Below are 23682 nucleotides of genomic sequence, written 5' to 3'. Positions count from 1 at the left end.
GTCTCCTTGACCAAGGGATTAACGGGTTCAATGCCAGCGGCGGAAGATCAGCGAGGTGTTGACCCCACCGAAGGCAAAGTTGTTGTTCATCACGTACTCATTGCTCATCGCGCGAAACTCGTTGCGCAAGTAATCGAGTTTGCCGCATTCGGGGTCGACTTCATCGAGGTTGCAGGTGTGCACGTACAGTTCGCGGTTCATCATTTCGATGCTGAACCAGGACTCCAGCGCACCGCAGGCGCCCAGGGTGTGGCCGAGGAAGCTTTTTTGCGAGCTGATGGGCATCTGCTCGCCGAACAGGCTGCTGGTAGCCAGGGTCTCGGCGATGTCGCCCTGTTCGGTGGCCGTGCCGTGACCGTTGACGTAGCCAATGGCGGACGGCTCGAGGCCGGCATCTTCCAAGGCCAGTTCCATGGCCCGGCGCATGGTGCTCAACTCCGGGCGAGTGGCGTGCTGGCCGTCGGCGTTGCTGCCAAAACCGACGATCTCGGCGTGGATCCGCGCACCACGGGCCAGGGCATGCTCCAGTTCCTCGAGCACCAGCATGCCGGCGCCTTCGCCGATCACCAGGCCATCGCGTCCCTTGTCGTAAGGACGTGGGCTGGTCTGCGGCGCATCGTTTTTCAGGCTGGTGGCGTAGAGCGCGTCGAAGACCATCGCTTCGGTCGGGCACAGTTCCTCCGCGCCGCCAGCGAGCATCAACGGCAAGCGGCCGAACTTGATTGCCTCGTAGGCATAGCCGATGCCGTGGCTGCCGCTGGTACAGGCGCTGGACGTGGGAATCAGTCGTCCGGTCAGCCCGAAGAAGATGCTGATATTGGCCGCCGTGGTGTGGGGCATCATCCGTACATAGGAGTTGGCGTTCAACCCTTCGGCCACGCTGTTGAGCAGCATGTTGCCGAAGGCCTTGATCTCATCGGTGCTGCCGGTGGACGAGCCGCAGGAGACGCCCATGCGCCCGTCCTTGATCGACGGGTCCCCCAGCAGGCCGGCATCGGCCAGGGCCTGTTCCGCCGAGGCGACGGCAAGGCGCGAGACCCGGCCCATGCTGCGCAGTTGCTTGCGCGTCCAGTGGGCGGGGACCTGGAAGTCATCGATGGGCCCGGCCAGGCGGGTGTTCAGTTCGGTGAAACGGTCCCACTCATCCATGCGCCGGATGCCGCTGTGGTTGGCGGCGAAGTTGGCGGCGATGGTCTCCCAGTCGCTGCCGATGGAGGTGATGCCGGCCATGCCGGTGACGACGACGCGCTTCATCAGCACAAGCCTCCGTTGACGGCCAGCACTTGCCGGGTGATGTAGCCAGCTTCGGCGGACATCAGGAAGTTCACCGCGCTGGCGACTTCTTCCGGGGTGCCCATGCGCTGGGCGGGGATCATTTTCATCAATTCTTCCACGGGCACGTTTTCATCGAGCATGGCGGTGTCGATCAACCCCGGCGCGACGCAGTTCACGGTGATCTTGCGCTTGCCCAGCTCGATGGCCAACGCCTTGGCCGCGCCGATGAGGCCCGCTTTCGAGGCGCTGTAGTTGACCTGGCCACGGTTGCCGATCAGGCCGGAAACCGAGGTGATGCAGACGATTCGTCCAGCGGCGCGGCGCCGGATCATCGGCATCATCACCGGGTGCAGCACGTTGTAGAAACCGTCGAGGTTGGTGCGCAACACGCTGTCCCAGTCGTCTTCACTCAACGCCGGGAAGGCGCCGTCGCGGGTCAGGCCGGCGTTGAGCACCACACCGTAGTAAGCGCCGTGGGTTTCGACATCAGCTTCCAGAGCGGCTCTGCAGGCGGCGCGGTCGGACACGTCGAATTGCAGCACCCGGGCGTTGCGGCCCAGGGCCTGGACTTCTGCCTGGACGGCTTCGGCCTCGGCGCGTCCGCTACGGCAGTGCAAGACAATGTCGTGCCCGGCCTGGGCCAAACGCAAGGCGATGGCGCGGCCGATGCCACGGCTGGAGCCGGTGACCAGTACGGATTCAGTCATGGCTGGGTTCCTGTTGCAGGGGGTTCATTGAGGTACTGGGCAGCATGGGGCGGACGGAACACGTTCAGTCGTGCGGTGACATGGATGCCGGGCGCCTGGATATGACATTCGAACACACCCATGCCGTTGTCGTCTTCCAGGGAGCGCACGCCATGGATGGCCAGTTCGGTGCCGAGGGGGAAATGTTCGACATTGCATTCGAACTTGCGCGTTCCAAGCAAAAAGCCCAGCTCCACGGCATCGCCGCGTCGGCGGGCATGACATCCGGCGAACGCCGCGACGCTCTGGGCCATCAACTCGATGCCGACCCAGGCCGGCAGGGCGCCGTCTTCACGGTTGAACAACCCGCCCGGCTTGACCATGGCCAGGGTATGGATCTGCTCGTCATCGAAGCTCACGATCCGGTCGATAAGAATCATGTCGCCTGCGTGGGGCAGCAGTTCGGCGAGCGGCCAGTCGATCATTGGGCGTCTCCGATAATGAGGCTGACGTTGTTGCCGCCGAAGGCAAACGAGTTGCTCATCAAGCGACGGGGGAAGGTCGGGTTCAGGCGGGCGCGGCTATCGATCCAGTTCAGCGCCGGCAGTTCGGGATCGGCCTGGCCGTCCCAGACGTGCGGTGGCAAGGCGTGGCTGGGGTTTTCCGCGCTCAGGGCCAGCCAGCAAAACGCCGCCTCCAGCGCGCCTGCCGCGCCAAGCGTGTGGCCGGTCATGGGCTTGGTGGACGAGCAAGGCACCCCCGCCGGAAACAATCCGGCCACCGCATGGCTTTCCATGGCGTCGTTATGTTGCGTGGCGGTGCCGTGCAGGTTCAGGTAGTCGATCTGGCTGGCGTCCAGGCCAGCGCAGCGCAAGGCTTTTTCCATCGCCTGACGGGCGCCGCGACCGCTGGGTTCCGGCGCGGAAATGTGATGGGCGTCGGAGCTGGCACCGCCACCCAGCAGGGCAATCGAGTGGCCGTCGCCTGGCGTCTTGCTCATGAGAAACAGCACCGCCGCTTCGCCGATGTTGATGCCGCTGCGGTTCACCGAAAACGGGTTGCAGCGCTCGCTCGACACCGCTTCCAGGGCGCAGAAGCCATTGAGGGTCAGCTTGCACAAACTGTCTACGCCACCGCAAAGCACTGCATCGCACAGGTCCAGGTCCAGCAGGCGACGGGCACTCATCAAGGCTCGCGCGCTGGAGGTGCAGGCGGTCGAGATCACGTAGGAAGGGCCGCTCAAGCCAAGCCAGTCGGAGAGGAAATTGGCCGGCGCGCTGAGTTCCTGCTGTTGGTAATCGTAGCCTTCGGGGAACCGTTGCTCGCGCAGGTAATGGGCGATGCCCTGGCTGGCCTCGTCGATGCCCGACGTGCTGGTGCCCAGGACGACGCCGATGCGCGTGGGGCCGTAAGCCTTGATGGCTTGATCGATGTCGGCACGTATCTGCAATCCGGCGTCGAGCAAAAGCTGATTGTTGCGGCTGCGTTGCGCCACCAGCGCCTCGGGGATGGTTGGCAGATCACCCCTTGCCGAAGCCACCGGCAATGCCCGCTCGGCCACCCAGCCGGCTTCGACGCGCACGCCCGAGCAATCGCCGGCAAACAGGTTGCGCGCGACGTTTTGTTTGTCCCGGCCCAGGGAGCAGATGACCCCGAGGGCGTTCAGATAAGCGGTCATGGTGCGCTCTCGGTCAGCGGTGTGATGCGGTAGTTCGGGCCTTGCGGCAGGCGCAATTCAAAGTCCAGAGGTCGTTTGTAGCGCACCTGCCAGCGCATATCGAGGACGCGTTCAACGCCGTGTTGCCGGGCGACGGGGTAGCGGCCGACAAGCTCCGTTTCCGGGGTCAAGGCGAACAACAGCGCCGCGAACAATTCCCGCGCCTCGGCATTGGGCGGCAACAGGCCGTCGGCCTGCCATTGGCCATCGACCAGGCGCTGGCGCGCCAGGGGAATGCCCAGCGGGTCCATCATCGACCAGCGGATCCCGGTGCTTTCACGCTGGATCACCAACAGCCAATCCTGGCGCTGGCCGGCCAGTTGCCGCTCGATGTGCAATTGCAGCGGCAGCGCCAGGGTCGGCATAGGCTCGGGCAGCGGTGCCTGGCTGGCGCAGGCGCTGAGCAGCAGTGTAAAGCCGATAAGCAGGGCCCGGAACATCAGGCGCCCCCTTCGAGCGGCTTGCGCGCCACCACGTTGACCAGGGTTTCCTCGCGCTCGCCAAACGGCTTGGGCCGACGCAGGCCCCAGCGTTCCAGCAGGCCGAAGTCTTTGGCGCGGCTCCACCACAGGTACGGGTAGGACACGTTGCGGTCCTCGAACAGGAACCCTTGGTTGCGGATCATCGCCAAGTACTGCGCGGCACTTTTCTGCACGTGCATCGGGTGGCGAAACAGCCAGCGGATCACCCAGGTGTCGATGTAGGCCTCGGTGGATTCAGCGAACAACAGGTAGCCGCCGGGCTTGAGCACGCGATGGAACTCGGCGAGGGCTTTTTCCTGTTCCACCAGGTGATGAAAGGTCTGGTGGCAGAACAGCAGGTCGACGCTGGCATCGGGCACGGACAAGGTTGCGCAGTCGCTGCCGACCAGTTCCACCGTCATGTCCTGGCGGGCTGCTTCTTCGGCGCTCAGTTCCAGGCTGTGCGGGTCTGCGTCCACGCCGATCAGGCGTTGCGGCGCGAACACCTGGCGCAAATACTGGAACGACTTGCCCTGGCCGCAGCCGGCATCCAGCAGCACAGGGTTTGCCGGCGGCGCGGCGCTGAACAGGCCGCGCAGGTCCTTGATCGCCACGCGCAGCACATGATGCTGCCAGGTGTGACTGCGCAGGAACCAGAAACCGAACCGGGTTTCTTCGACGTAGTCGTCGCTCAGGTAGCTCATGTTTGCTGACTCGGCGCTGTGTTCGCGCAGATTTCCGAGAGCATGCGCAGGCGCCGCTTGGGTTCGCTGACGAAGGGGTTGCGCTGGTCCCAGGCGTAGCCGGCGAGGATCGAACTGATCATGCGGCGGATGTCGGCGGAACCTTCGGTGTAGAAAATCACATCCTGGAACGTGCCGGCGTACCAGCCTTCGACGTAGCAGCGGAACGTGTCGACGCCGCGCTTGAGTGGCTCGGCGAATTCGCTTTGCCAATCTACCTGCTCGCCTGATAGCTGACGATGCAGCACCCCGGCGGCCATGCTCGCCGAGCGCATGGCGATGGTCACGCCGGACGAGAACACCGGGTCGAGGAATTCCGCAGCGTTGCCCAGCAGGGCGAAGCCGGGGCCATGCAAAGTCTTGACGTTGGCCGAGTAGCCGCCGATGGTCCGCGCCGGGGTGTCCCACAGGGCATTGTCCAGCACGCCGGCCAGGCTTGGCGTTTCGTCGATGAAGCTGCGCAGGCAGGCGTCGAGGTCATCGGTGCGACCCTCGAAATGCTCGGCTGCCGCGACCACGCCTACAGAACAACGGCCGCCGCTGAAGGGGATGGTCCAGAACCACACGTCGCGCTTCGTCGGATGGGTCGTGATGAGGATTTTCTCGCGATCGAATGCCGGGTTCTCGATGCGGTCTTCGATGTGGGTGAACACTGCTTGGCGCACCGGGAAATTCGACGGCGCCTCAAGGTCCAGCAGGCGTGGCAGGACCCGGCCGTAGCCGCTGGCGTCGAGAACGAAATCGGCCTCGAGCCGGTACTCGCTGCCGTCTTCGCGCTGCACGCCCAGTTGCGGCTTGGCGAGGGAGAAATCAGCGTTGGCAATGGCCTGGCCGTAGCGGATTTCCACTCCCTGCAGGGCCGCTTGGTCGGCGAGCAACTTGTCGAAGTCGGCGCGCTGGACCTGGAACGTGGTGGGCTTGCCTTCGCTGAAGGTGTCGCCGAAATCGAAGGCGCTGTAGCGCTCGCCCCAGGCGAATGCCGCGCCGTTCTTGCGCTGGAAGCCGGCGGCGTTGACCGCGTCGAGCATGCCGGCTTCTTCGACGAAATCCAGGCAATGGGACAACAGGCTCTCGCCGATGGAGAACCGTGGGAAATGCTGGCGCTCGATGACCAATACATCGTGGCCCTTGCGCTTGAGCAGCGCGGCGGCGATCGCGCCGGAGGGGCCTGCGCCAATGATGACGACCTGTCGACGTTCCATTTCAACTGTTGGCACGGGGGCTCCTGGCCGGGACGGCATGCGAAGGAATACGGTGAAAACCGGCCAGGGCCGGCAGCAATGTGGCGATCAGACCCATCAGCATCAGCGCGAAGTACAGCGCCGGGCTGATGAGTTGTTGTTGCAGCAACAGATTGAGGAAGACGATTTCACTCAAGCCGCGAATATTCAGCAAGATACTTTCGCGCAAGCGGCTGGCGCCAGCGAAGGACGCCCCCGCCCAACCGAGCCCCAGCCAGTTGCCAAGGAGCTTGCTGGCAATAGGCAACAGCAGCAACGCCGCCAGCTGGACCCAGCCAAGGCTGTCCATGGCGCTGTGCACGTTGATCTGCACGATACCGAACGTCAGGATCAACGGGATGGCCAGGTAGGTCTGCAACCGGTTCATCCACTCGGTGCCGAGGGGCAATACCAACGGTACCTTGAGCGCGGCCATGCACAGCAGGTAGCCGATGCCGGCGATGAGTGCATTGAGCCGGTAATGCTCGGCCACCACCAGCAGGGCAAAGAACAGGCCGCTGTGCAGCAAGGGCTGGCGCAGGCCAGCCAGCCGTAGCAGCAACGGCACGCAGGCGCCGGCCAGTGGCAGCAACAGGCTGCCCAGGTGCAGGCTGCCCTGGGCCAGGGCGAACAGGCTCCAGCAGATCAGGTCGATCAGGATTGCCGTTTGCACCAGCCGCCGGGTCGCGGCGGGCGGATAGGCAATGTGGCGCAGATACAGGTACAGCACCGGTATCGCCGTGATCGCGAACAACAGCCCAACCGCCAGCGAGCTGATCCAAGGTTGAGTTGGCAGCAGCCAGAACGCGGTCGCCAAGCCGCAGGCAAACGGTACGCCAAAGCTTGGCAGGGCGATCTTCACGCTCTGGCGGTCCAGGCGCAGGTCGATCACATCGCTGAGGATGTGCCCCAGCAAAAGGGCGAATGCGAGGCTGTAGAGGTGCTTCAGCCACACGGGCGAGACCAGTTGCGCACCGCTGAGGTGCCAGCCCGGTTCGATCCAGAAATACATCAGCAAGGGCAGGCCGAACGTTGCCAGCAGCAACTGGCTGACGATCGGGATCAGCCCGAAGCGGCGCCCGGTCAGCGTCGCCACGGCAAACAGCGCCAGGGCCATGAGCCAGAACAGCACCGTCATCATTGGACCGGCTCCGCAGCCTTGACCCCATGGGCCGGCCGTCCGGCCCACGGCGCGAGCATGAAACTGAACGCCAGTCCGAGGCTCACCGCCAGACCGAAATTGCTTACCGCCGGCGTGCTCGACAGCGCCAGCAGGCCGAACGACAGCCAAGTGGTGATCGCCGCCAGTAGCGTGCCCAGCAGGCTCACGGCGGCGCCGCCAATCTGCTCGCGCATGAGGATGGCGTAGTCGACGCCGATGGCCGTCACCAACAATAGGCCGAACAGGCTGAACAGCGTCAATGGCTGCCCCAGCCAGCCGAGGCTCGCCAGGCTGCACAGCGCGGCCAGCAACGGCAGCGCGACGATGCGCAAGGCGCCGCCGACGCCGAACGGCCAGATCAGCACCAGAACGATCAGCACGCAGGAGGCCAGTTTCAATTCGGCCGCGCTGACTTGCGTGGCGGCGAAGACGCGGTTGAGATCGCCCAGGCGATCGACCAGTTGCACGCCGGGCAAGTCCACCGCCTGGACTCTTAACAGCGCGGCATCGTTCAAGCCTTGTAGGCTGACCACCGCCGCTACGCCTTGCGCTGTCGGGCCGAGCCAGAGCGTGCGATAGGGCTCGGCCAGGGGGCCGGCCAGCGCGGCGTCGATGTCGGCCACGGGCAGGGCCTGCAATTGCTTCAACTCCGCTTGCAGCGCGGCGACCGGCACTCCCACCTCCAGCAACGGCTGCCAGAACGCCGGCAACCGGCCCAGCGCCTCGCGGACTTTTTGTTGCTCGGCAGGCGGGCTGACCAATTGATTGAGGGACAAGTAGCCTTGGAGTTTTTCCAGGCCGATCAACTGGTCGAGCCGCTCGTTGAGCGCGCTCTGGCGCTCCAGCAGTTGTGCCTGGTCGTCGGCACGGATCAGGAAGAACTGGCTGGTGGGCTGGAAGCCGGTGATGCGGGCGACATCGCGGGCTTCGTCGGTCAGGTGCTGGGGCGTACCGATCCACTGGCGAATGTCGTTCTTGCTGCTTAATTGCCAGAGGCCCCCACCACAGAAGGCCAGCAGCAGCGCGAGCAGGACGGGTGTGCGCACCCGAGCCAGCAATGCTTCGCGGCACTGGAGCAGGTTTTCGCACACCCGCAATGGCCACTGGGCGGGGCGCAGGTCCGCGCGCTTGAGCAACGCCGGCAACAGGCAGACCGCTGTCAGATAAGCGCCGACCAGGCCTGCGGCGGAAAAAATCGCGATCTGGGTCAAGGCCGGGAAAGGCGTCCAGGCCAGGGCAAGATACCCGATACAGGTGGTCGCCAGGCTCAGGCTCAGGCCCGGCAGGGTGAGGCGCAAGGCCGGCCAGCTACGCCACGGCTTGAGGCTCCAGCTCTTGGACAAATAGTGCAGCGGATAATCCACGGCAACGCCGATCAGGCTCGAACCCAGGACCAGGGTCATGACGTGCATGCGGCCGAACAACGCCACGCAGGCCACCGCACCGAACAACATGCCCACCAGCACCGGCACGAATGCCAGCCACACGGAAAATCGACGGAACGCCAGCAACAGCAGCAACAGGATGCCGACCGTTGCGCCGCCACCGACCCAGGTGATTTCCCGCGACGCCTGCCGCTGTCCGCTGGCGGCGTAGAGCAGGCCGCTGGCGGCCAAGAGCTGGCCTTGGGCCTGGCTTGCGTGCTCGCGGCTGCGTTGCAGCAGATCGGCGACATGCAGCGGCAAGTTCATGTCAAAGGCATTGCCCTGGGTGCGCGCCCGCAACATGACCCAATGCTTGCCGTCGGCTTCGGCGACCAGCGCACCGCTGCCCACGTCCAGTTGTATGGCGCCGCGTTGAGGCTGGCTGTTCTGGATACGCCCGGTCAGGCCGAGCCAGTCGTCCTGGCTCGGCACCAGGCTGAAGCCGCTGAACGGGTCGAACAGCGCTTGTACCCGCTGTTGGATAAAGGCCTCGGGATGATCGATCAGTTGTTGCCGGTCAGCCGCCGAAAGCATGGCCAGCCGGCCATCGAGCAATTGCCTGCGCAGCGCCGGCAAGTCGGCCTGGAGCGTCCATTGGACCTTGTCGAACAAGCCGCTGACTTGCCATTGCCCGCCCAGCGCTTGCGCCAGGGCGACGGCTTGCTGGCGATCGGCATGGCCAACCAGCACCAGCACTTCACGGTTCAGCGGTTCCTGCATGCGTTGTTCAGCGATCAGCTCAAGCGCATTCGGCGTTGTACCCGGCACCAACTCCATCAGGTTCGCCGACAGCGGCGCGCCGTTGCGCCATTGCCAACCGGCGAGCGCCAGCACTGCCAGCAGCAGGATCAGGAACAGCCGCGGCAGCCTCCGTTCACTCGGCAAAGTCATGTTGCTCCGCTGCGCTCAAGGGTTGCTCGCTCGTGGTGTCCTGCATGCGCAGCACCGTGCTGTCGCCCTGGGTTTCCAGCAATTCAATGCGCTGCACCAGCTCGCCGCCATCAATGTTGATCTGGTTGAAGACCTGCTTGAGCAGCACCGAGCGCGGGGTCAGGGTGAGTTTCCATTGTTGCGCCTCGCCCGACAGGCTCAGTTCGAAGTCGCGCTGCAAGCCGCTGCTGTCGCCCTGCAATACCGCCAGGAACAACCGGTTCTGCTCGGCGCCGGCGCTCTTGTTCGGCAGCATCTGCCACGTGCTGCCGTCCCGTCGGGCGATGCCTTTGCTGGTGATGCGGTAATCCTGTTGCAACGGCGTCTGCAACAGCCACAGCAGGCCGTGGTTTTTCGCCAGCACGAAGCGGCCCTTGCTGGTGAGGGGCTGGGGCAGGGCGCGCAGGTGTTTTTCCTGGATGAACTGGCCGTGGATCACGTCCGGGCGGGCCAGTTGGTCGCTCAATTGCTGCAGATCGAACGCCTGGGCCAGCGGCGACAGGCAGCACAGCACCAGGCAGGTGAACAGGCGCTTCATGACAGTTTCCTCTCGACCGCTTCGACAAACACTCGGGGCGAGGCCAGCAGCATTTCGCGAGTGGCCATGTCCACGGCCACTTGCACTGAACTGGCACGGGTGAAGCGTTCGCCGGTTACGGCGTCGCTGATCAGGTAGTTGATCTTGAGCCGGTTTTCCCACTCCACCAGACTGGCGCGCACGTTCAGGGCCTGGCCGAACACGGCGCCGCGTACGTAGCGCAACTGCAAGTCGATCACTGGCCACGCATGCCCCGATTCGAGCATGTCGTTATAGTTGTGACCGATCAGGTCGAGCAGGGCGCAGCGCGCCACTTCGAGGTATTTGACGTAGTGGCCATGCCAGACCACGTTCATCGAATCGACATCGAAAAACGGCACCACGATCTGGGTGTCGACGTGCAGAACGCCTTGGCTACGCATGCAGCCTCCAGTGTTGTTCGGCAATGCGTTGCAGGCACAGGCGCAGTTCGCCTTCCAGGGCGCGGTCTTCAATGACCGGCGGGAAGTCCTCGGCCAGTTGTTGGTGCATGGCGGCCAGGGCCGGCGGCAGCGGTCGCGCGTCATCGGCACGGCTGCGCAGCCACACGCCCTGGTTGGCGGCGAGCAAGGTGGCGGCGGCGACTTGTTCGGTCAGTTCCAGCACACGGATGGCGTCCCGGGCGGCGATGGTGCCCATGCTCACCTTGTCCTGGTTGTGGCACTCGGTGGAGCGCGAGAACACGCTGGCCGGCATGGTGTTTTTCAGGGCTTCGGCGGTCCAGGCGCTGGTGCCGATCTGCACGGCCTTAAAACCATGATTGAGCATCGCCCGCTCGGCGCTGGCGCCGGACAGGTTGCTCGGCAGGCCATGGTTGTAGCGCTCGTCCACCAGCAGGGCGAGTTGGCGGTCCAGCAGGTCGGCGACGTTGGCCACCAGGTTCTTCAGACTGTCCATGGCGAAGGCGATGTGCCCGCCGTAGAAATGCCCACCGTGCAACACGCGCTCGGCTTCGGCGTCGATGATCGGGTTGTCGTTGGCGCTGTTGAGTTCGGTCTCGATGAACCCGCGCAGCCAGCCCAGGCTGTCGGCCAAGACCCCGAGCACATGGGGGGCGCAGCGCAGGGAGTAGCGGTCCTGCAGGCGATGCAGCGGTGCGGTCGGGGCGTCGATCGCCAGGTCCTTGCGCAGCCACGCGGCGACTTGCATCTGCCCCGGATGCGGCTTGGCGGCGAACAGGCGTTCGTCGAAATGCTCCGGATTGCCTTGCAGGGCGACGACGTTCAGCGCGGTGATGCGGGTCGCCAGTTGCAACAGGTAGTCGGCGCGGGCGAAGGCCAGGCAGGCCAGGCCGGTCATCACGGCGGTGCCGTTCATCAGCGCCAGGGCTTCCTTGGGCCGCAACACCAGTGGCGTCCAGCCCAGCTCCCGATGAACGTCGGCGGCCAGGCGCCGCTCGCCACGGAACATCACTTCCCGTTCGCCGGACAGTGTGGCGGCGACGTAGGACAGCGGGGTCAAGTCGCCGCTGGCGCCCACCGAGCCTTCTTCCGGAATCAGCGGCAGGATGTCGTGTTCGAGGAAGGCCTGGAGGCGTTCCAGCAGCTCAACCCGCACCCCTGATACCCCGTGGCACAGCGACTGCAAACGCGCCGCCAGCACCGCACGGGTAGCCTGGGCGTCGAGCAGTTTGCCCAGGCCGCAGCCGTGGAATGTGTACAGGTGACGTGGCAGGGCTTCGACGTGGTGCAGCGGCACGGCCACCACGCAGGAGTCTCCGTAGCCGGTGGTCACACCATAGATGACGCCTTCCTTGTCCAGCAGGGAATCGAGAAATTGCGCACCCTTGGCGATGCGTTGACGGAAGGCCGGGTCATTCTGCAACTGCGTCGGCGCCTGGCGGTTGGCCAGGGCCAGCACATCTTCAATGCGCAGGGGGCGTTCGCCGAAGGTTACCGGCTCAAGAGTGGGCATCGTCATCGGTCTTCCAGAATGGGTAGAAATTGAACCACTGTTGCGGGCCCTGGAGGCAGTACTGCGCCAAGCGCTCTGCGTAGCGGGCGGCCCAGTGGGCGATCACTTGTTCGCGGTCGTTGCGCTTCCACGCCACGGCATCGGCGAAGGGTTCGAGGGTGACGCGATAGCGTCCCTCGTGCTTGAGGCACATCAACAGGTTGACCGGGCATTTCAACAGGCCGGCCAGCAGCCAGGGGCCTTGCGGGAATGCGGCCGGGTAGCCCATGAAATCCACGGTCACGCTACGCCCGCCATGCAGCGGTACGCGGTCGCCGGCTATCGCCAGCCATTCGCCGCGCTCCAGGCGTTCGCTCAGTTGCAGCATGATCACCGGGTCCAGCTCGCTGACCTGGATCAGCCGCAAGTGCGTGGCACCGGCTTCGCCCAGCAGGCGATTGAACTGCTCGGCGTGCTTGGTGTGCACCAGCACGTTCATGGTGACTTTCTCGCCCAGCTCCGCCAGGGCCCGGCACATTTCCAGGTTGCCCAGGTGCGCGCCGACCAGCATCTGCCCGCGTGCGTCGCGCAGGTGATTGCGCAGCAGTGCCGGGTCGACGATCTCGATCTGATCGATGCTCAGCTTGCCGTTCCAGACGTCGAGCTTGTCGAGCAGGGAGTCGGCAAAGGCCATGAACTGGCCGAAGACGCGCCGATGAGACGGACGCAGTTCGGGGCGGCCGCTCCAGCCGGCGAGGCGCTGCTGATATTGCCAGGCCGCGTGCCGAGCGCTGCGACCGAAAGCGAAGAAGTACAGGACGATGCCGTACAGGACCGGGGTCAGTAGTCGACGGCCCAACACCTTGGCGGCAAACGCCGTGAGTTTCATCAGCCAGAAACTGCCGCGCTCCTGGCGGTCCGCCCAGTGCTGTTTGTCTGCGCTCATGGGCGCCACCGTTGCCAGAGAATCATCGGCAAGCGCACCAGCATGCCGAAGAACAACCGGGTGTGCATGCGGGAGATCAGCACGTTGTCGTGGAACAGGCGAAAGTGCGAGACACCGTCCAACGGATAATGCACGCGGGTTTGCAGCCAGCGCATCGGCTGGTTGCGCCAGGACAGGCGCACAAGGATGTCGGAATCGAAATCCATGCGCTTGCCGATGTTTGCCGAGTCGATCACCGCCAACGTCGGCCCCAGCGGGTAGACTCTGAAGCCGCACATCGAATCGCGGATTTGCAGGGACAGGCTGTTGATCCAGACCATGACATGGGTCAGGTAGCGCGCGTACAGGCGGCCTTTCGGCACGCTGGCGTCGTACAGCGGGTAGCCGCAGATCAGCGCGTCCGGGTGAGCGCGGGATTGCTCGATGAAGATGCGCACGTCGCTAAGGTCGTGCTGCCCATCGGCGTCGACCTGCAAGGCGTGGCTGAAGCCCAGGCGCGAAGCCTCCCGCAGGCCGGTCATCACCGCGCCGCCCTTGCCCTGGTTGACCGCTAGCCGGACCAGGTGAACCCGTTCGTTTTCGGCCAGCTGTTCAAGCACCGTCGCGCAGGCCGGGCTGCTGGCATCGTCCACCAGCACGCAGGGCAAGCCGTTGCCGAGCAATGTCTGGACCACCGTCGCGATGGCGGTTTCATGGTTGTAGACGGGGATGACGGCGCAGGGGTTATGCATGGGCTCTGCCCTTGTGGCAAAGGAATTTTTTGTGGCGAGGGAGCTTGCTCCCGCTGGGCCGGTCCGACGCTTCGGGCGAAGCGGCCCCTTGCGTTTCAAATGCGAGCGCTTCGCACTCGAACGGGCGCAAGCTCCCCGGCCACAGTGATGCGTGCTGGTGGCTAGGCATTGTTTTCCCCCAACACAATCCGTCCACTGGAGCACGCCGCGGTGTCATTGCGGTAAGCGAAATACAACTTGCCGCGCTCACGATCGAAGCGCAGGTGCAGTTGCACTTCATCTCCGGGGCGCACCAGCTGCTGGAATTTCAGCACTTCCATGCCGACGAACCGGGGCGGCAGGTCCAGCAATTGGTGGCCCAGGCTCAAGGCCCAATCGACCTGTACCACCCCCGGAAGAACCGGCGCGGTGGGAAAGTGGCCGCTGAAGTACGCCAAGTCGGGCGGTACGGCCAGGCGCAGGCTCCATTCGCCGTCGGTTTCAATTTGTTCAAGCACCTCGGGGGCTTTCGGACGCGGTGCCATCAGCACGGCTTCGACTTCGGCCTGGGGCAGCTTGCCTTGTGCGTTCAACGGCAATTGCCGCAGCCAGCGCCAGCGTCGGGGCAGCGCCAAGGTTTCACAATGCCCGCTCAAGTATTGGCGCAGGGACTGGGTAACGGCTCGCCGGCCTAGATTGCGCAGGGCAAGCAAGCCGGCTTCGCTGAGCACCAGCAAGGCGCCGAGGGAGGCGCGACTCTCCTGCACGACGCCCAGCCGTGCTTCGCTGACCCATTCGTGGGCCGCCAACGCCTGTTCCAGCATCGGCAGTGAGATGCGCTTTTCTTCGAGCTTGACGATGCGGTCCAGGCGGCCGAGCAATTCGAAACGCCCGTCAGGGGAGATCCGCGCCGCGTCGGCGGTGTGTTCCACATGACCGGCCGGCAGATAAGGCGAGGCAATCAGCAAGGCGCCGTCACCGTCCTGGCTCAGCTCGACACCGGCGAAGGGCTGCCACAAATTGCCGCCCTGGCGCCAGGCGATGCCGCCGGTTTCCGAGCTGCCGAATACTTCCGTCGGCCATTGGCCCAGGCGCTGTTCGAGACTGCGGGCCGCCTCGGCAGGCAAGGCGCCGCCGGAGGAAAACACCCGGCGTACGCTGCCCAAGGCCGGCCAGTCGAGGTTGTCGCCCATGCGCTTGAGCAGGGCCGGGCTGGCGATCCAGGCGAACGCCGGGTGCTCGCGACTGGCGCGCTGCATATCTTCCGGGAAGGCCAGTTGCCGACGAACGAAAGTGCGCCCGGCGCACAGCGGCCATAGCACCCGGAACAGCAAGCCATAGATATGCTGGGCGGCGACGCTGCCGATCATGCAGGCCACAGGTCCAAGATCGGCGCCCCACAATTGCTCCAGCGCCTGGATTTCATTGCTCAACTGGCGCAGGGTTTTCTCGATGCGCTTGGGCTCGCCACTGGAGCCGGAGGTACACAAGGTCAACCAGCACTGGTCGAGATCCAGTTGGGCGGGTTCCAGCGGCGCCTGCCGGAGGTCGGCGGGTTGCGTGTCGCCGGGCAGGTCGGTCAGCCATAGGTCGACCTCGGCCGACCAGCGCTGGCGCGTCTGGGCTTGCAGGTCAGCGGGCAGCAGCACGCGCGCGCCGGCTCGCCAGGCGCCGAGGAGGGCAATCGCCAGGTCCGCCGCATCGTCGAGATGCACGGCCACGCGCCGGATGCCCCGGGCCTGCAATCCTGCGGCCAGGCATAGCGCGTCCGCGCGCAGTTGTGCGTGATCCAATGCCGGACCAACGGCTACAGTGCGGTCCGGCATGGCCTCGAGCAAGATCTGCTCAAGCGTTATCCAATTCATGGGCGGCCTCTTACCCGTTGTCGTATGAGCCATTCAATGGCAAACAGCAGCCCCATCAATCCGTAGGAAATCAGGCCGGTGTACAACATCCACCAGCTCAGCGGCGCCCAGAGGGTCAAGGCGGCCGCGAGCAAACCGTTACACAGGAAAAACACACTCCAGGCCACCGTGACCTGGCGGGTATAAACCACCGCCTTGGCCGGCAGCCGCGGTTCGCGCAGGCGGGCCAGGCGCTCGATGACCGGCGGGCCGTATCTCAGGCTCAGCGTGAACAGCGCCAGCATGAACGCACTGATCAACACCGGATACCAGCGCAGCAGCAGCGGGCTGTCGAATACCGCGAGCAACACGCAAAAAAAGATCGCCGTGACGGCCATCCAGCGACCGCCAGGCCCGCCCTTGCCGAGCAGCGCCCGGGCAAGCCACAGGCAGCCCAATAGCAGTCCGAACTGCCAGGGGGCGAAGTGCTCCATGCCGAAATACACCGCAAAAGGGTACAGCAGGCCCGCCAGCAGCAGGCCGAGGCCAATCAGCCGGCTCATGCGGCCGGTTGGACCAGTCGATAGACCGCCTCGACCACGTCACCGACGGTGCGCACCGACTTGAATTCCTCGGCGGCGATTTTCTTGCCAGTCTGGCGCTTGATGTGGTCGATCAGGTCGACCGCATCGATGCTGTCGATTTCCAGGTCCTGGTACAGGTTCGATTCCAGCGTCACGCGGTCCGCCTCCAGTTCGAAGAGCTCGACCAGGGCATCGCGCAGGGTATTGAAGATGTCGTCACGAGTTTGCATGTCAGTCTCAGGCGCTTTTTGCAGTGACGAAGGCCGCAAGGCTTGCCACGTTGCTGAAGTGGTTACGGGTGTCCTTGGCATCGGCGTCGATCTTGATGCCATATTTTTTCTGAATCGCGAGGCCAAGCTCCAGGGCATCCACCGAGTCCAGGCCCAGGCCTTCGCCAAACAGGGTCTGGTGGTCGCCGATGTCGTCGACGCCGATGTCTTCCAGGCCCAGGGCGTCGATGATCAGCTGTTTGATGTCACGGTGCAGATCGCTCATCTTCGGCGAGCTCCTTGATGAAATAGTGATGCAAAAAATCGTTGAGCCGGCGTGAGGCCTGTGGCGCAGGGCCCAGCGCGGCGAAAGCCTGTGGGTCTATATCGGCCCCGACACGAAAACTGAAGTGCACGCGGCGTTGGGGGATGCGATACCAGGGCTCGGCCTTGGTCAGGGTCGTGGGGGTGACCTTGATCGTTACTGGCGTAAGTATTTTCGCACCCCGCAGGGCAATGGCCGCGGCGCCTCGATGGAAGGCCGGCGGGTGGCCCGGCTGGGTGCGCGTGCCTTCGGGAAAGACAATCAGGCATTGGCCGTCCTGCAGCGCGTTGCTGGCGGCGTCGAGCATGTCCATGCTGCCGTCATTGCTGATGTATTGCGTCGAGCGCAGCGGGCCGCGGGTGAAAGGGTTCTCCCACAGGCTTTGCTTGACCACGCAATTGGCGTCGCGCACCAGCCCGATCAGGAACACGACGTCGATCAGCGACGGGTGGTTGGCGATGATCATCTGCCCCGGGCGGCCGAGTTTTTCCGCCCCGTCGATTTGATAGGTGAGCACACCGGTGCGGGCCATGAATCGAATGAAGAACCAGAACAGGCGCCCGACCGTTCGCCGGGCGCGTTGCCGATGGGCCTGTGGGTCGCCGGGCAGCGCATTGAGCAATGGAAACACCAGCAATCGCAGGCACAGCCCGCCCAGCCCGAAAAGGGCGAAGCTTGCGGCGGTCGCGAACAGACGCCAGTAATAGGCGTCGCGATGTTTATCGGTCACCGGTTGCGTTGCCAGGTCCATAGACGATTCTTCCAGGCATGTTGGCAGGTGAGTTGATTGCCCAGCAGCGTACGCAACAGATCCAGGGCATGGGGCCAGTCGCTGCCCGGCAGCGGCTTGGTCGGGCTGGAGAGTTGCAGTTGCCAATCGTCGCCACGGGTCAGCAGCAGCCCCACCGCATAGGGAAACGGCACGTCATCGACCCAAGGCGCGTAGACACTGGGTGGTTGTTCTTCGGTAATGACCAGCAACACCGCCGGCGTGCCCTCGTTTAGCAACGCGGCGGCCTCCAGCATGCCGTGTTCAAGGCCATCGCCAGTTGCGGCCAGCGCTGTCATTTCGCTGGTTTCACCGCGCATGATCGACCAGAGGCCAATCACGGCGTTGTGCACCGACAGGCTGAACTGCGTAGGCGACAGCGGTTGGTCGGCGGCCAGGTCCTTGAGAATCTCAAAAGTACGTGGGGTTTCGCCATGACGTGAAATAAAGACCAACGGTAGGTCCGGCCTTCCCTCGGCCAGCGGCCAGGCGACACTGAAAGCCATGCGGGCCAGGCGGCTCAGGCGTCGTCGCTGCATGGCGGGCAGGAACGACACGTCGGGGGCCGCATCGCTGACGGGCGGCACGACCGGCTGTCGGCTCCATGCCTGCCAATCGTCCACGCTTTCGAGCCCAGGGGCCCATGCGCGCCATTGGGCGATATTGAAATTGATCACAGACTCATCCCACCCCTGCGGGCTTTTTATTGTCACGGTTCAGTGGTTTGACCCGCGTCCAACCCTGCATGGCCTTGCGACCCAAGTGGCGCGCATTATCCCGGTGCGGTTGGCTTGTAGCAAATAACTGGTGAAATTTTGTCCAGACAACATCGTCAATGGGGCTGGCCCCGTTCCGCAAAGGCCATTGTGGCGATAAAAGCGTGAATGTCTGTCAGCCGTTTCCGTCTTCTTCCAGGCCAATTGACGCTCGGTTGTCCGAAAAAGCCACCGACACCGTAATCCGAGCATGGCGAAGGTAGCGAAGCGGTGTCCTGCGCTACTACACTCGGGAATCTTTGATACACGGAGGTTTTGTCATGCGGCGTGTGGTGTTCAATCAGAAAGGTGGCGTGGGCAAGTCCAGCATCGCCTGTAATCTGGCGGCGGTCAGCGCCAGCGAGGGGTATCGCACGCTGTTGGTGGACCTGGATGCCCAAGCCAACTCCACTCAATACCTGACCGGCCTGACTGGCGATGATATTCCCATGGGCATCGCGGATTTCTTCAAGCAGACCTTGTCATCGGGGCCTTTCTCGAAGAAGAACAGGGTCGATATCTACGAAACCCCCTTCGACAACCTGCACGTGATCACCGCCACCGCAGAACTGACCGATTTGCAGCCCAAGCTCGAGGCGAAACACAAGATCAACAAGCTGCGCAAACTGCTCGAAGAACTGGACGAGGATTACGACCGGATATACTTGGATACGCCACCGGCCTTGAATTTCTATGCGGTTTCAGCGTTGATCGCCGCTGATCGCGTATTGATTCCCTTCGACTGCGACAGTTTTTCCCGCCAGGCGCTGTACGGCCTGCTGTCGGAAATCGCTGAACTAAAGGAGGATCACAATGAAGACCTGGAAATCGAAGGCATTGTCGTCAACCAGTTCCAGGCCCGCGCCAGCCTGCCGCAGCAGATGCTCGACGAGTTGATCGCCGAAGGCTTGCCGGTGCTGCCGGTCTACCTGAGCAGTTCCGTGCGCATGCGTGAATCCCACCAGGCGAGTCTGCCGCTGATTCACTTGGACCCGCGGCATAAACTGACCTTGCAGTTCGTGGAATTGCACGGGCTGCTGGAAAACGCCTGATTCAGATCCCCTGGCTGCGCAACCAGCTCATTAGCTGGGGCAAGGGGAGCGCGCCGCTCTGGCGTGCGACTTCCCGGCCGTCCTTGAACAAGATCAGGCTGGGTATCGAGCGAATCCCCAACTGCGCCGACAATTGCTGATTAGCCTCGCTGTCGAGCTTGGCCAACCGGCATTGACCGGCCAGCTGCGCGGCGGCCTGTTCGAATACCGGCGCGAAGGATTTGCACGGGCCGCACCAATCCGCCCAGACATCTATCAATAACGGCAGGTCGCCCTTGATTTGGCTGGCGTAGTCGCCTTGCTTGAGTTCGAAGGGTTTGCTCAGTAACACCTGGGCCTTGCAGCGCCCGCACTTGGGCTGGTCGCCCAGGCGTTCCGCGGGTATGCGATTGAGCCCGTTGCAGTGAGGGCAGGGGATCAGCATAGGGTCGTCTCCTAAAAATCGGTTACACAGATTGAACACTATATAGAAACCACCACAAAAACCTGTGGGAGCGGGCTCGCTCGCGAAGGCGGGGCATCAGTCAAAAATGCATCGACTGTCAGACCGCTTTCGCGAGCAGGCTCGCTCCCGCAGGGTGTATTGGTGTCGCTGATTATTTAGCGTTGGTCAGCGTGTTGTAGCTGGTCATCAGGTTGCGGTAGTCCGGGATGTGGTTGGAGAACAAGGTCGCCAGGCCTTCCACGTCGTTGCGCCAGTCGCGGTGCAGTTCACAGGCCAGGCCGAACCAGGTCATCAGTTGTGCACCCGAAGAAGACATCCGGTCCCAGGCCGATTGACGGGTCAGTTCGTTGAACGTGCCGGAGGCATCGGTGACCACGAACACGTCGAAACCTTCGGCCAGGGCCGACAGCGCCGGGAAGGCCACGCAAACTTCGGTCACCACGCCGGCGATGATCAGTTGCTTCTTACCGGTTGCCTTGATCGCCTTGACGAAATCTTCGTTGTCCCAGGCGTTGATCTGGCCAGGGCGAGCGATGTACGGCGCGTCCGGGAACAGAGCCTTGAGCTCGGGCACCAGCGGGCCGTTGGGGCCGGTTTCGAAGCTGGTGGTGAGGATGGTTGGCAGTTGGAAGTATTTCGCCAGGTCGGCCAGGGCCAGCACGTTGTTCTTGAAACGGTCCGGGTCGATGTCGCGTACCAGGGACAGCAGGCCAGCCTGGTGGTCCACCAGCAGAACGGCGGCGTTATCTTTGTCGAGACGGTTGTAGGAAGTAGTCATGGCGTAGCCCTCATTAAGTTCTGGTTGCCGAAGATTTCGGCTTGGTTAAGGTTTCAATGTCGGTGCAGCGATTATTCGGTGACTCATCTGGCCGAAGCGCCGGCTTGAATCCGTGTTGCGTTTCGATGGGTGTAGATTAAAACTGGCACCTTTGAACCGCTAGACTGCGAAAATCAGCCTTAGCGTTCTATTTGGAGAACGATCATCGAAGACCTCAACACGCTGTACTACTTCACCCAGGTGGTTGAGCACCGTGGATTCGCCGCGGCGGGCCGGGCGCTGGACATGCCCAAATCCAAGCTGAGCCGGCGCATCGCCCTGTTGGAGGAGCGCCTCGGGGTACGCTTGCTCCATCGCACCAGCCGGCATTGCACGTTGACGGAGATCGGCCAGGCCTATTACCAGCGCTGCCTGGCGATGCGGGTCGAAGCCGAGAGCGCGGCGGAAGTGATCGAGCGCAACCGCTCCGAACCCCAGGGGCTGGTGCGCATCAGTTGCCCGACGGCGCTGCTCAACAGCTGGGTCGGGCCGATGCTGACCCGCTACATGCTCAAGTACCCGCGGGTGGAGCTGTTTATCGAGAGCACCAACCGCCGGGTGGACCTGATTCACGAAGGGTTCGATATCGCCTTGCGGGTGCGCTTTCCGCCGCTGGAAAACACCGACATGGTCATGAAAGTGCTGAGCAACAGCACCCAATGCCTGGTGGGCAGTCCGGCGTTTCTCGAGCGTTTGTCATCACCGGCTTCCCCGGCGGACCTCAACGGCTTGCCGAGCGTGCACTGGGGCGCGGCGCAGCGTGAATACCAGTGGGAATTGTTCGGCCCGGACGGCACCCGCGCGTTGATCCGCCACGAACCGCGCATGGTCACCGATGACCTGCTGGCCTTGCGTCATGCGGTGCTGGCGGGCATTGGCGTTGCCCATTTGCCCAGCGTGGTAGTTCGCGAAGACATCGCCGCCGGGCGGCTGGTGGAACTGGTGCCAGGTTGGACGCCCAAGTGCGGGATCGTCCATGCGATTTTCGCTTCACGCCGCGGGTTGCTGCCGTCGGTGCGTACGTTGATCGATTTTCTGGCCGAGGAATTCAGCCACAGCGATATGGCCTAGATGCCATTCATCAGGTGCGCCGCACTGTAGGCGCGCCACGCCCTCAAAACCATACCTGTTCACAACCAGGAGGTCCCATGAGCACCCCTCAAGACCCAGCTACCCCCCAGGCACTGGACAACCCTAATGACGACGGCTTCGTCCTCGGCACCGCCGGACGCGACGAAGACCCCAACGCCGCCCCGGCCTATGCAACCGACAGTCGCCACGATCGCGATGAATTGACTCCCGAAGACGCCCGCGGCATGCCCGGTTATCCCGAGGAAAAACCACCGGCCAAACCTGCTGAAGAAGGAGTCGAGGAGACCGAGCCGGGGATCGAGACGCCTGAGCAGGGGAACGATAAGGTTGGATGAGCAGGACTCATATCTGCTCACATTTCTTACCGAGACCTAGAGCTTTCGGCGACTAGGCTGGAAACCAGCAAGAGCTAACCATTTGTCTAACTGGCGCTATCGCATTTTGCGATGCGCCAGATTTGTACTTAAAACAAGTAAAGGTGGCGGCTGTACGCAGGTTAGCGATCCGGGTCACAGAATCCCCGCGATGATTGCAGGGCTCTGTGGCGAGGGGTTATGTGTATGGCCAGAGGGTCACGACGAGCAACTGATCTCCAGATGCTTGCCCCATTCCGGCGGACGCTCGGCGTAGCTGTCCATGCCCGGTTGTTCTTCGAATGGGTTGCTCAGCACGGTGTGCAGGCGGCGGACTTCTTCGTAGTCGCCGGACTCGGCCGCGTCGATGGCTTTCTGCGCCAAATAATTGCGCAGTACATACAGCGGGTTCACCGCGTGCATGCGGGCGCGGCGCTGTGTTTGATCGACAGCGCCTTCGCGGTTGACCCGGGCGACATACAGCTCGGCCCAGGCATCGAAACCCTTCAGGTCGACGAAGTCGTCGCGCAAGGTGGCAACGGCGTGTTCCGGGGCCTGGTCGCCCAACCGGCGGAAGAACAGGCTGTAGTCGACGCCGCTGTTCTGCATCAGTTGCAGCAGGCGTTCCACCAGTTTCTGGTCATCCTCTTCGGCAACGGTCAGGCCGAGGCGGCGGCGCATCAGGTCCAGGTAGTGGGCCTGGTACAGCGGCAAGTACAAACCGAGGGTTTCGCGCAGGGCGTCGACGCTGATGAAGGGCGTCAGGGCTTGGGCAAGGGCGCTGAGATTCCACTGGCCGATGGGCACCTGGTTGCTGAACGAGTAGCGGCCCTGGTCATCGGAGTGATTGCAGATGAAGTTGGCATCGAAATCGTCGAGGAAGGCGAACGGGCCGAAGTCGAAGGTAACGCCCAGGATCGACATGTTGTCGGTGTTCATCACGCCGTGGCAGAACCCGTAGGCCTGCCATTTGGCGATCAATTCGGCGTTGCGTTCGACGATCTCGCGGTACATCGCCAGGTACGGCTCCGGCTGCTCGCGGCATTCGGCGAAATGCAGGTTCAACACGTGCTCGGCGAGGGCCGCATGCAGTTCGGGCTTCTTGGTGTAGTAGAAGTACTCGAAATGCCCGAAGCGCACGTGGCTGGGCGCCAGGCGCAACACCATGGCGGCGCGCTCCTGCTTTTCGCGCCACACGGGCGTGTCGGAACCGATCACGCACAAGGCGCGGGTAGTGGGAATGCCCAGGGCATGCAGCGCCTCGGAGGCGAGAAATTCACGGATCGATGAACGCAGCACGGCGCGCCCGTCGCCCATCCTTGAAAACGGCGTCTGGCCGGCGCCCTTGAGGTGCAGGTCCCAGTGCTCGCCGGCCTCGTTGTAGACCTCGCCGAGCAGCAGCCCACGGCCATCGCCCAATTGCGGGTTGTAGTGACCGAACTGATGCCCTGAATAAACCATCGCTCGCGGCTCGGTTTCGGCCCAGAGCTTGTGGCCACCGAATATCTCGGCGAACAGTGGTGTTTCGGCTTCTGCCGGGTCCAGATCCAACAACGCCATGGCCGCCGGGCTGGCGACTACCAATCGCGGATTGTCGATAGGCTCGGGTAGCACGTGGGCCGAGAGACCGTCGCCCAGACGGGCGAAGCGGTTATCGAAGGTCAGGGTTTCCAAGGTTTTCATGGCCGTCTCC

At 63.5% G+C, this 23682-nt stretch carries 26 protein-coding genes; 3 read left to right on the top strand and 23 right to left on the bottom strand.

What is annotated here, in order from left to right; genetic code table 11:
• Positions 1 to 27 precede the first annotated feature (27 nt).
• The 20 genes from JZ00_RS19195 to JZ00_RS19100 form a co-directional block, all read right to left on the bottom strand.
• A complete protein-coding gene (locus tag JZ00_RS19195) occupies positions 28 to 1254 on the bottom strand; it encodes a beta-ketoacyl-ACP synthase (RefSeq protein WP_039592445.1) in 1227 nt (408 codons plus the stop codon).
• Positions 1254 to 1982 carry a 3-oxoacyl-ACP reductase FabG gene (gene fabG, locus JZ00_RS19190; RefSeq protein WP_039592446.1) on the bottom strand — a complete coding sequence of 243 codons (729 nt, stop codon included), beginning with the start codon at positions 1980 to 1982 and terminating at the stop codon, positions 1254 to 1256. Before fabG ends, JZ00_RS19195 begins: the two co-directional genes overlap by 1 nt.
• Positions 1979 to 2446 carry a hotdog family protein gene (locus JZ00_RS19185; protein WP_039592447.1) on the bottom strand — a complete coding sequence of 156 codons (468 nt, stop codon included), beginning with the start codon at positions 2444 to 2446 and terminating at the stop codon, positions 1979 to 1981. The genes fabG and JZ00_RS19185 overlap by 4 nt, the downstream gene beginning before the upstream one ends.
• A complete protein-coding gene (locus tag JZ00_RS19180) occupies positions 2443 to 3639 on the bottom strand; it encodes a beta-ketoacyl-[acyl-carrier-protein] synthase family protein (protein ID WP_039592448.1) in 1197 nt (398 codons plus the stop codon). The genes JZ00_RS19185 and JZ00_RS19180 overlap by 4 nt, the downstream gene beginning before the upstream one ends.
• Positions 3636 to 4118 (bottom strand): DUF3261 domain-containing protein, encoded by a 483-nt coding sequence (locus tag JZ00_RS19175; RefSeq protein ID WP_039592449.1) that lies wholly within the window; start codon positions 4116 to 4118, stop codon positions 3636 to 3638. The genes JZ00_RS19180 and JZ00_RS19175 overlap by 4 nt, the downstream gene beginning before the upstream one ends.
• Positions 4118 to 4843 (bottom strand): class I SAM-dependent methyltransferase, encoded by a 726-nt coding sequence (locus JZ00_RS19170; protein WP_039592450.1) that lies wholly within the window; start codon positions 4841 to 4843, stop codon positions 4118 to 4120. Before JZ00_RS19170 ends, JZ00_RS19175 begins: the two co-directional genes overlap by 1 nt.
• Positions 4840 to 6099, bottom strand: coding sequence for an NAD(P)/FAD-dependent oxidoreductase (locus JZ00_RS19165; RefSeq protein WP_039592451.1), 1260 nt, complete (start codon positions 6097 to 6099; stop codon positions 4840 to 4842). The genes JZ00_RS19170 and JZ00_RS19165 overlap by 4 nt, the downstream gene beginning before the upstream one ends.
• Entirely contained in the window at positions 6086 to 7243 is a 1158-nt protein-coding gene (locus JZ00_RS19160; protein WP_039592452.1) for a cation:proton antiporter, read from the bottom strand. Before JZ00_RS19160 ends, JZ00_RS19165 begins: the two co-directional genes overlap by 14 nt.
• Complete coding sequence (locus JZ00_RS19155; RefSeq protein WP_039592453.1) at positions 7240 to 9579, bottom strand: MMPL family transporter; 2340 nt, start codon at positions 9577 to 9579, stop codon at positions 7240 to 7242. The genes JZ00_RS19160 and JZ00_RS19155 overlap by 4 nt, the downstream gene beginning before the upstream one ends.
• A complete protein-coding gene (locus tag JZ00_RS19150; protein ID WP_039592454.1) occupies positions 9563 to 10156 on the bottom strand; it encodes an outer membrane lipoprotein carrier protein LolA in 594 nt (197 codons plus the stop codon). The genes JZ00_RS19155 and JZ00_RS19150 overlap by 17 nt, the downstream gene beginning before the upstream one ends.
• Positions 10153 to 10578: an acyl-CoA thioesterase gene (locus tag JZ00_RS19145; RefSeq protein WP_039592455.1), complete on the bottom strand. Its 426-nt coding sequence runs from the start codon at positions 10576 to 10578 to the stop codon at positions 10153 to 10155. The genes JZ00_RS19150 and JZ00_RS19145 overlap by 4 nt, the downstream gene beginning before the upstream one ends.
• Positions 10571 to 12115, bottom strand: coding sequence for an HAL/PAL/TAL family ammonia-lyase (locus JZ00_RS19140; protein ID WP_039592456.1), 1545 nt, complete (start codon positions 12113 to 12115; stop codon positions 10571 to 10573). The genes JZ00_RS19145 and JZ00_RS19140 overlap by 8 nt, the downstream gene beginning before the upstream one ends.
• Positions 12096 to 13034: an LpxL/LpxP family acyltransferase gene (locus JZ00_RS19135; RefSeq protein WP_039592457.1), complete on the bottom strand. Its 939-nt coding sequence runs from the start codon at positions 13032 to 13034 to the stop codon at positions 12096 to 12098. Before JZ00_RS19135 ends, JZ00_RS19140 begins: the two co-directional genes overlap by 20 nt.
• On the bottom strand, positions 13031 to 13765 hold the full coding sequence (locus JZ00_RS19130; RefSeq protein ID WP_039592458.1) for a glycosyltransferase family 2 protein: 735 nt from the start codon (positions 13763 to 13765) through the stop codon (positions 13031 to 13033). Before JZ00_RS19130 ends, JZ00_RS19135 begins: the two co-directional genes overlap by 4 nt.
• A 161-nt stretch (positions 13766 to 13926) precedes the next feature.
• Positions 13927 to 15609, bottom strand: a complete 1683-nt coding sequence (locus JZ00_RS19125; RefSeq protein WP_039592459.1) for an AMP-binding protein — start codon at positions 15607 to 15609, stop codon at positions 13927 to 13929.
• Positions 15606 to 16151, bottom strand: a complete 546-nt coding sequence (locus JZ00_RS19120; protein WP_039592460.1) for a COG4648 family protein — start codon at positions 16149 to 16151, stop codon at positions 15606 to 15608. Before JZ00_RS19120 ends, JZ00_RS19125 begins: the two co-directional genes overlap by 4 nt.
• On the bottom strand, positions 16148 to 16402 hold the full coding sequence (locus JZ00_RS19115; protein WP_039592461.1) for an acyl carrier protein: 255 nt from the start codon (positions 16400 to 16402) through the stop codon (positions 16148 to 16150). Before JZ00_RS19115 ends, JZ00_RS19120 begins: the two co-directional genes overlap by 4 nt.
• 7 nt (positions 16403 to 16409) lie before the next feature.
• A complete protein-coding gene (locus JZ00_RS19110) occupies positions 16410 to 16667 on the bottom strand; it encodes a phosphopantetheine-binding protein (protein WP_039592462.1) in 258 nt (85 codons plus the stop codon).
• The gene (locus JZ00_RS19105; RefSeq protein WP_039592463.1) at positions 16648 to 17457 is read right to left on the bottom strand and encodes a lysophospholipid acyltransferase family protein; all 810 of its coding nucleotides are present in this window, start codon (positions 17455 to 17457) and stop codon (positions 16648 to 16650) included. Before JZ00_RS19105 ends, JZ00_RS19110 begins: the two co-directional genes overlap by 20 nt.
• A complete protein-coding gene (locus JZ00_RS19100) occupies positions 17433 to 18152 on the bottom strand; it encodes a beta-ketoacyl synthase chain length factor (protein ID WP_039592464.1) in 720 nt (239 codons plus the stop codon). Before JZ00_RS19100 ends, JZ00_RS19105 begins: the two co-directional genes overlap by 25 nt.
• A gap of 359 nt (positions 18153 to 18511) precedes the next feature.
• Between JZ00_RS19100 and JZ00_RS19095 the strand changes: the two genes are divergently transcribed.
• Complete coding sequence (locus tag JZ00_RS19095) at positions 18512 to 19282, top strand: ParA family protein (protein ID WP_039592465.1); 771 nt, start codon at positions 18512 to 18514, stop codon at positions 19280 to 19282.
• 1 nt (position 19283) lies between these two features.
• Here JZ00_RS19095 and trxC read toward each other — a convergent pair whose 3' ends face one another.
• Both trxC and ycaC read right to left on the bottom strand, forming a co-directional pair.
• A complete protein-coding gene (gene trxC / locus JZ00_RS19090; protein ID WP_039592466.1) occupies positions 19284 to 19706 on the bottom strand; it encodes a thioredoxin TrxC in 423 nt (140 codons plus the stop codon).
• Between the two features lie 172 nt (positions 19707 to 19878).
• Complete coding sequence (gene ycaC / locus JZ00_RS19085; RefSeq protein WP_039592467.1) at positions 19879 to 20505, bottom strand: isochorismate family cysteine hydrolase YcaC; 627 nt, start codon at positions 20503 to 20505, stop codon at positions 19879 to 19881.
• A 204-nt stretch (positions 20506 to 20709) separates the two neighbouring features.
• Between ycaC and JZ00_RS19080 the strand changes: the two genes are divergently transcribed.
• Together JZ00_RS19080 and JZ00_RS19075 are read left to right on the top strand one after the other, a co-directional pair.
• Positions 20710 to 21615, top strand: coding sequence for a LysR substrate-binding domain-containing protein (locus JZ00_RS19080; RefSeq protein ID WP_196304741.1), 906 nt, complete (start codon positions 20710 to 20712; stop codon positions 21613 to 21615).
• Positions 21616 to 21692: 77 nt separating this feature from the next.
• Positions 21693 to 21971, top strand: coding sequence for a hypothetical protein (locus JZ00_RS19075; RefSeq protein WP_039592469.1), 279 nt, complete (start codon positions 21693 to 21695; stop codon positions 21969 to 21971).
• 237 nt (positions 21972 to 22208) lie between these two features.
• Here JZ00_RS19075 and selO read toward each other — a convergent pair whose 3' ends face one another.
• Positions 22209 to 23672: a protein adenylyltransferase SelO gene (selO, locus tag JZ00_RS19070; protein WP_039592578.1), complete on the bottom strand. Its 1464-nt coding sequence runs from the start codon at positions 23670 to 23672 to the stop codon at positions 22209 to 22211.
• Between the last annotated feature and the right edge of the window lie 10 nt (positions 23673 to 23682).

It is taken from the genome of Pseudomonas frederiksbergensis, from assembly GCF_000802155.2.
Taxonomy (GTDB): Bacteria; Pseudomonadota; Gammaproteobacteria; order Pseudomonadales; family Pseudomonadaceae; genus Aquipseudomonas; species Aquipseudomonas frederiksbergensis_A.
Note: the sequence above shows the minus strand (reverse complement) of the source record. Positions and strands in the feature narration are given on the sequence as shown.

Coding starts and splice junctions, on each gene's coding strand:
- JZ00_RS19195 (WP_039592445.1), bottom strand. CDS start 1,254: ATGAAGCGCGTCGTCGTCACCGGCATGGCCGGCATCACCTCCATCGGC.
- fabG (WP_039592446.1), bottom strand. CDS start 1,982: ATGACTGAATCCGTACTGGTCACCGGCTCCAGCCGTGGCATCGGCCGC.
- JZ00_RS19185 (WP_039592447.1), bottom strand. CDS start 2,446: ATGATCGACTGGCCGCTCGCCGAACTGCTGCCCCACGCAGGCGACATG.
- JZ00_RS19180 (WP_039592448.1), bottom strand. CDS start 3,639: ATGACCGCTTATCTGAACGCCCTCGGGGTCATCTGCTCCCTGGGCCGG.
- JZ00_RS19175 (WP_039592449.1), bottom strand. CDS start 4,118: ATGTTCCGGGCCCTGCTTATCGGCTTTACACTGCTGCTCAGCGCCTGC.
- JZ00_RS19170 (WP_039592450.1), bottom strand. CDS start 4,843: ATGAGCTACCTGAGCGACGACTACGTCGAAGAAACCCGGTTCGGTTTC.
- JZ00_RS19160 (WP_039592452.1), bottom strand. CDS start 7,243: ATGATGACGGTGCTGTTCTGGCTCATGGCCCTGGCGCTGTTTGCCGTG.
- JZ00_RS19155 (WP_039592453.1), bottom strand. CDS start 9,579: ATGACTTTGCCGAGTGAACGGAGGCTGCCGCGGCTGTTCCTGATCCTG.
- JZ00_RS19150 (WP_039592454.1), bottom strand. CDS start 10,156: ATGAAGCGCCTGTTCACCTGCCTGGTGCTGTGCTGCCTGTCGCCGCTG.
- JZ00_RS19145 (WP_039592455.1), bottom strand. CDS start 10,578: ATGCGTAGCCAAGGCGTTCTGCACGTCGACACCCAGATCGTGGTGCCG.
- JZ00_RS19140 (WP_039592456.1), bottom strand. CDS start 12,115: ATGACGATGCCCACTCTTGAGCCGGTAACCTTCGGCGAACGCCCCCTG.
- JZ00_RS19135 (WP_039592457.1), bottom strand. CDS start 13,034: ATGAGCGCAGACAAACAGCACTGGGCGGACCGCCAGGAGCGCGGCAGT.
- JZ00_RS19130 (WP_039592458.1), bottom strand. CDS start 13,765: ATGCATAACCCCTGCGCCGTCATCCCCGTCTACAACCATGAAACCGCC.
- JZ00_RS19125 (WP_039592459.1), bottom strand. CDS start 15,609: ATGAATTGGATAACGCTTGAGCAGATCTTGCTCGAGGCCATGCCGGAC.
- JZ00_RS19120 (WP_039592460.1), bottom strand. CDS start 16,151: ATGAGCCGGCTGATTGGCCTCGGCCTGCTGCTGGCGGGCCTGCTGTAC.
- JZ00_RS19115 (WP_039592461.1), bottom strand. CDS start 16,402: ATGCAAACTCGTGACGACATCTTCAATACCCTGCGCGATGCCCTGGTC.
- JZ00_RS19110 (WP_039592462.1), bottom strand. CDS start 16,667: ATGAGCGATCTGCACCGTGACATCAAACAGCTGATCATCGACGCCCTG.
- JZ00_RS19105 (WP_039592463.1), bottom strand. CDS start 17,457: ATGGACCTGGCAACGCAACCGGTGACCGATAAACATCGCGACGCCTAT.
- JZ00_RS19095 (WP_039592465.1), top strand. CDS start 18,512: ATGCGGCGTGTGGTGTTCAATCAGAAAGGTGGCGTGGGCAAGTCCAGC.
- trxC (WP_039592466.1), bottom strand. CDS start 19,706: ATGCTGATCCCCTGCCCTCACTGCAACGGGCTCAATCGCATACCCGCG.
- ycaC (WP_039592467.1), bottom strand. CDS start 20,505: ATGACTACTTCCTACAACCGTCTCGACAAAGATAACGCCGCCGTTCTG.
- JZ00_RS19075 (WP_039592469.1), top strand. CDS start 21,693: ATGAGCACCCCTCAAGACCCAGCTACCCCCCAGGCACTGGACAACCCT.
- selO (WP_039592578.1), bottom strand. CDS start 23,672: ATGAAAACCTTGGAAACCCTGACCTTCGATAACCGCTTCGCCCGTCTG.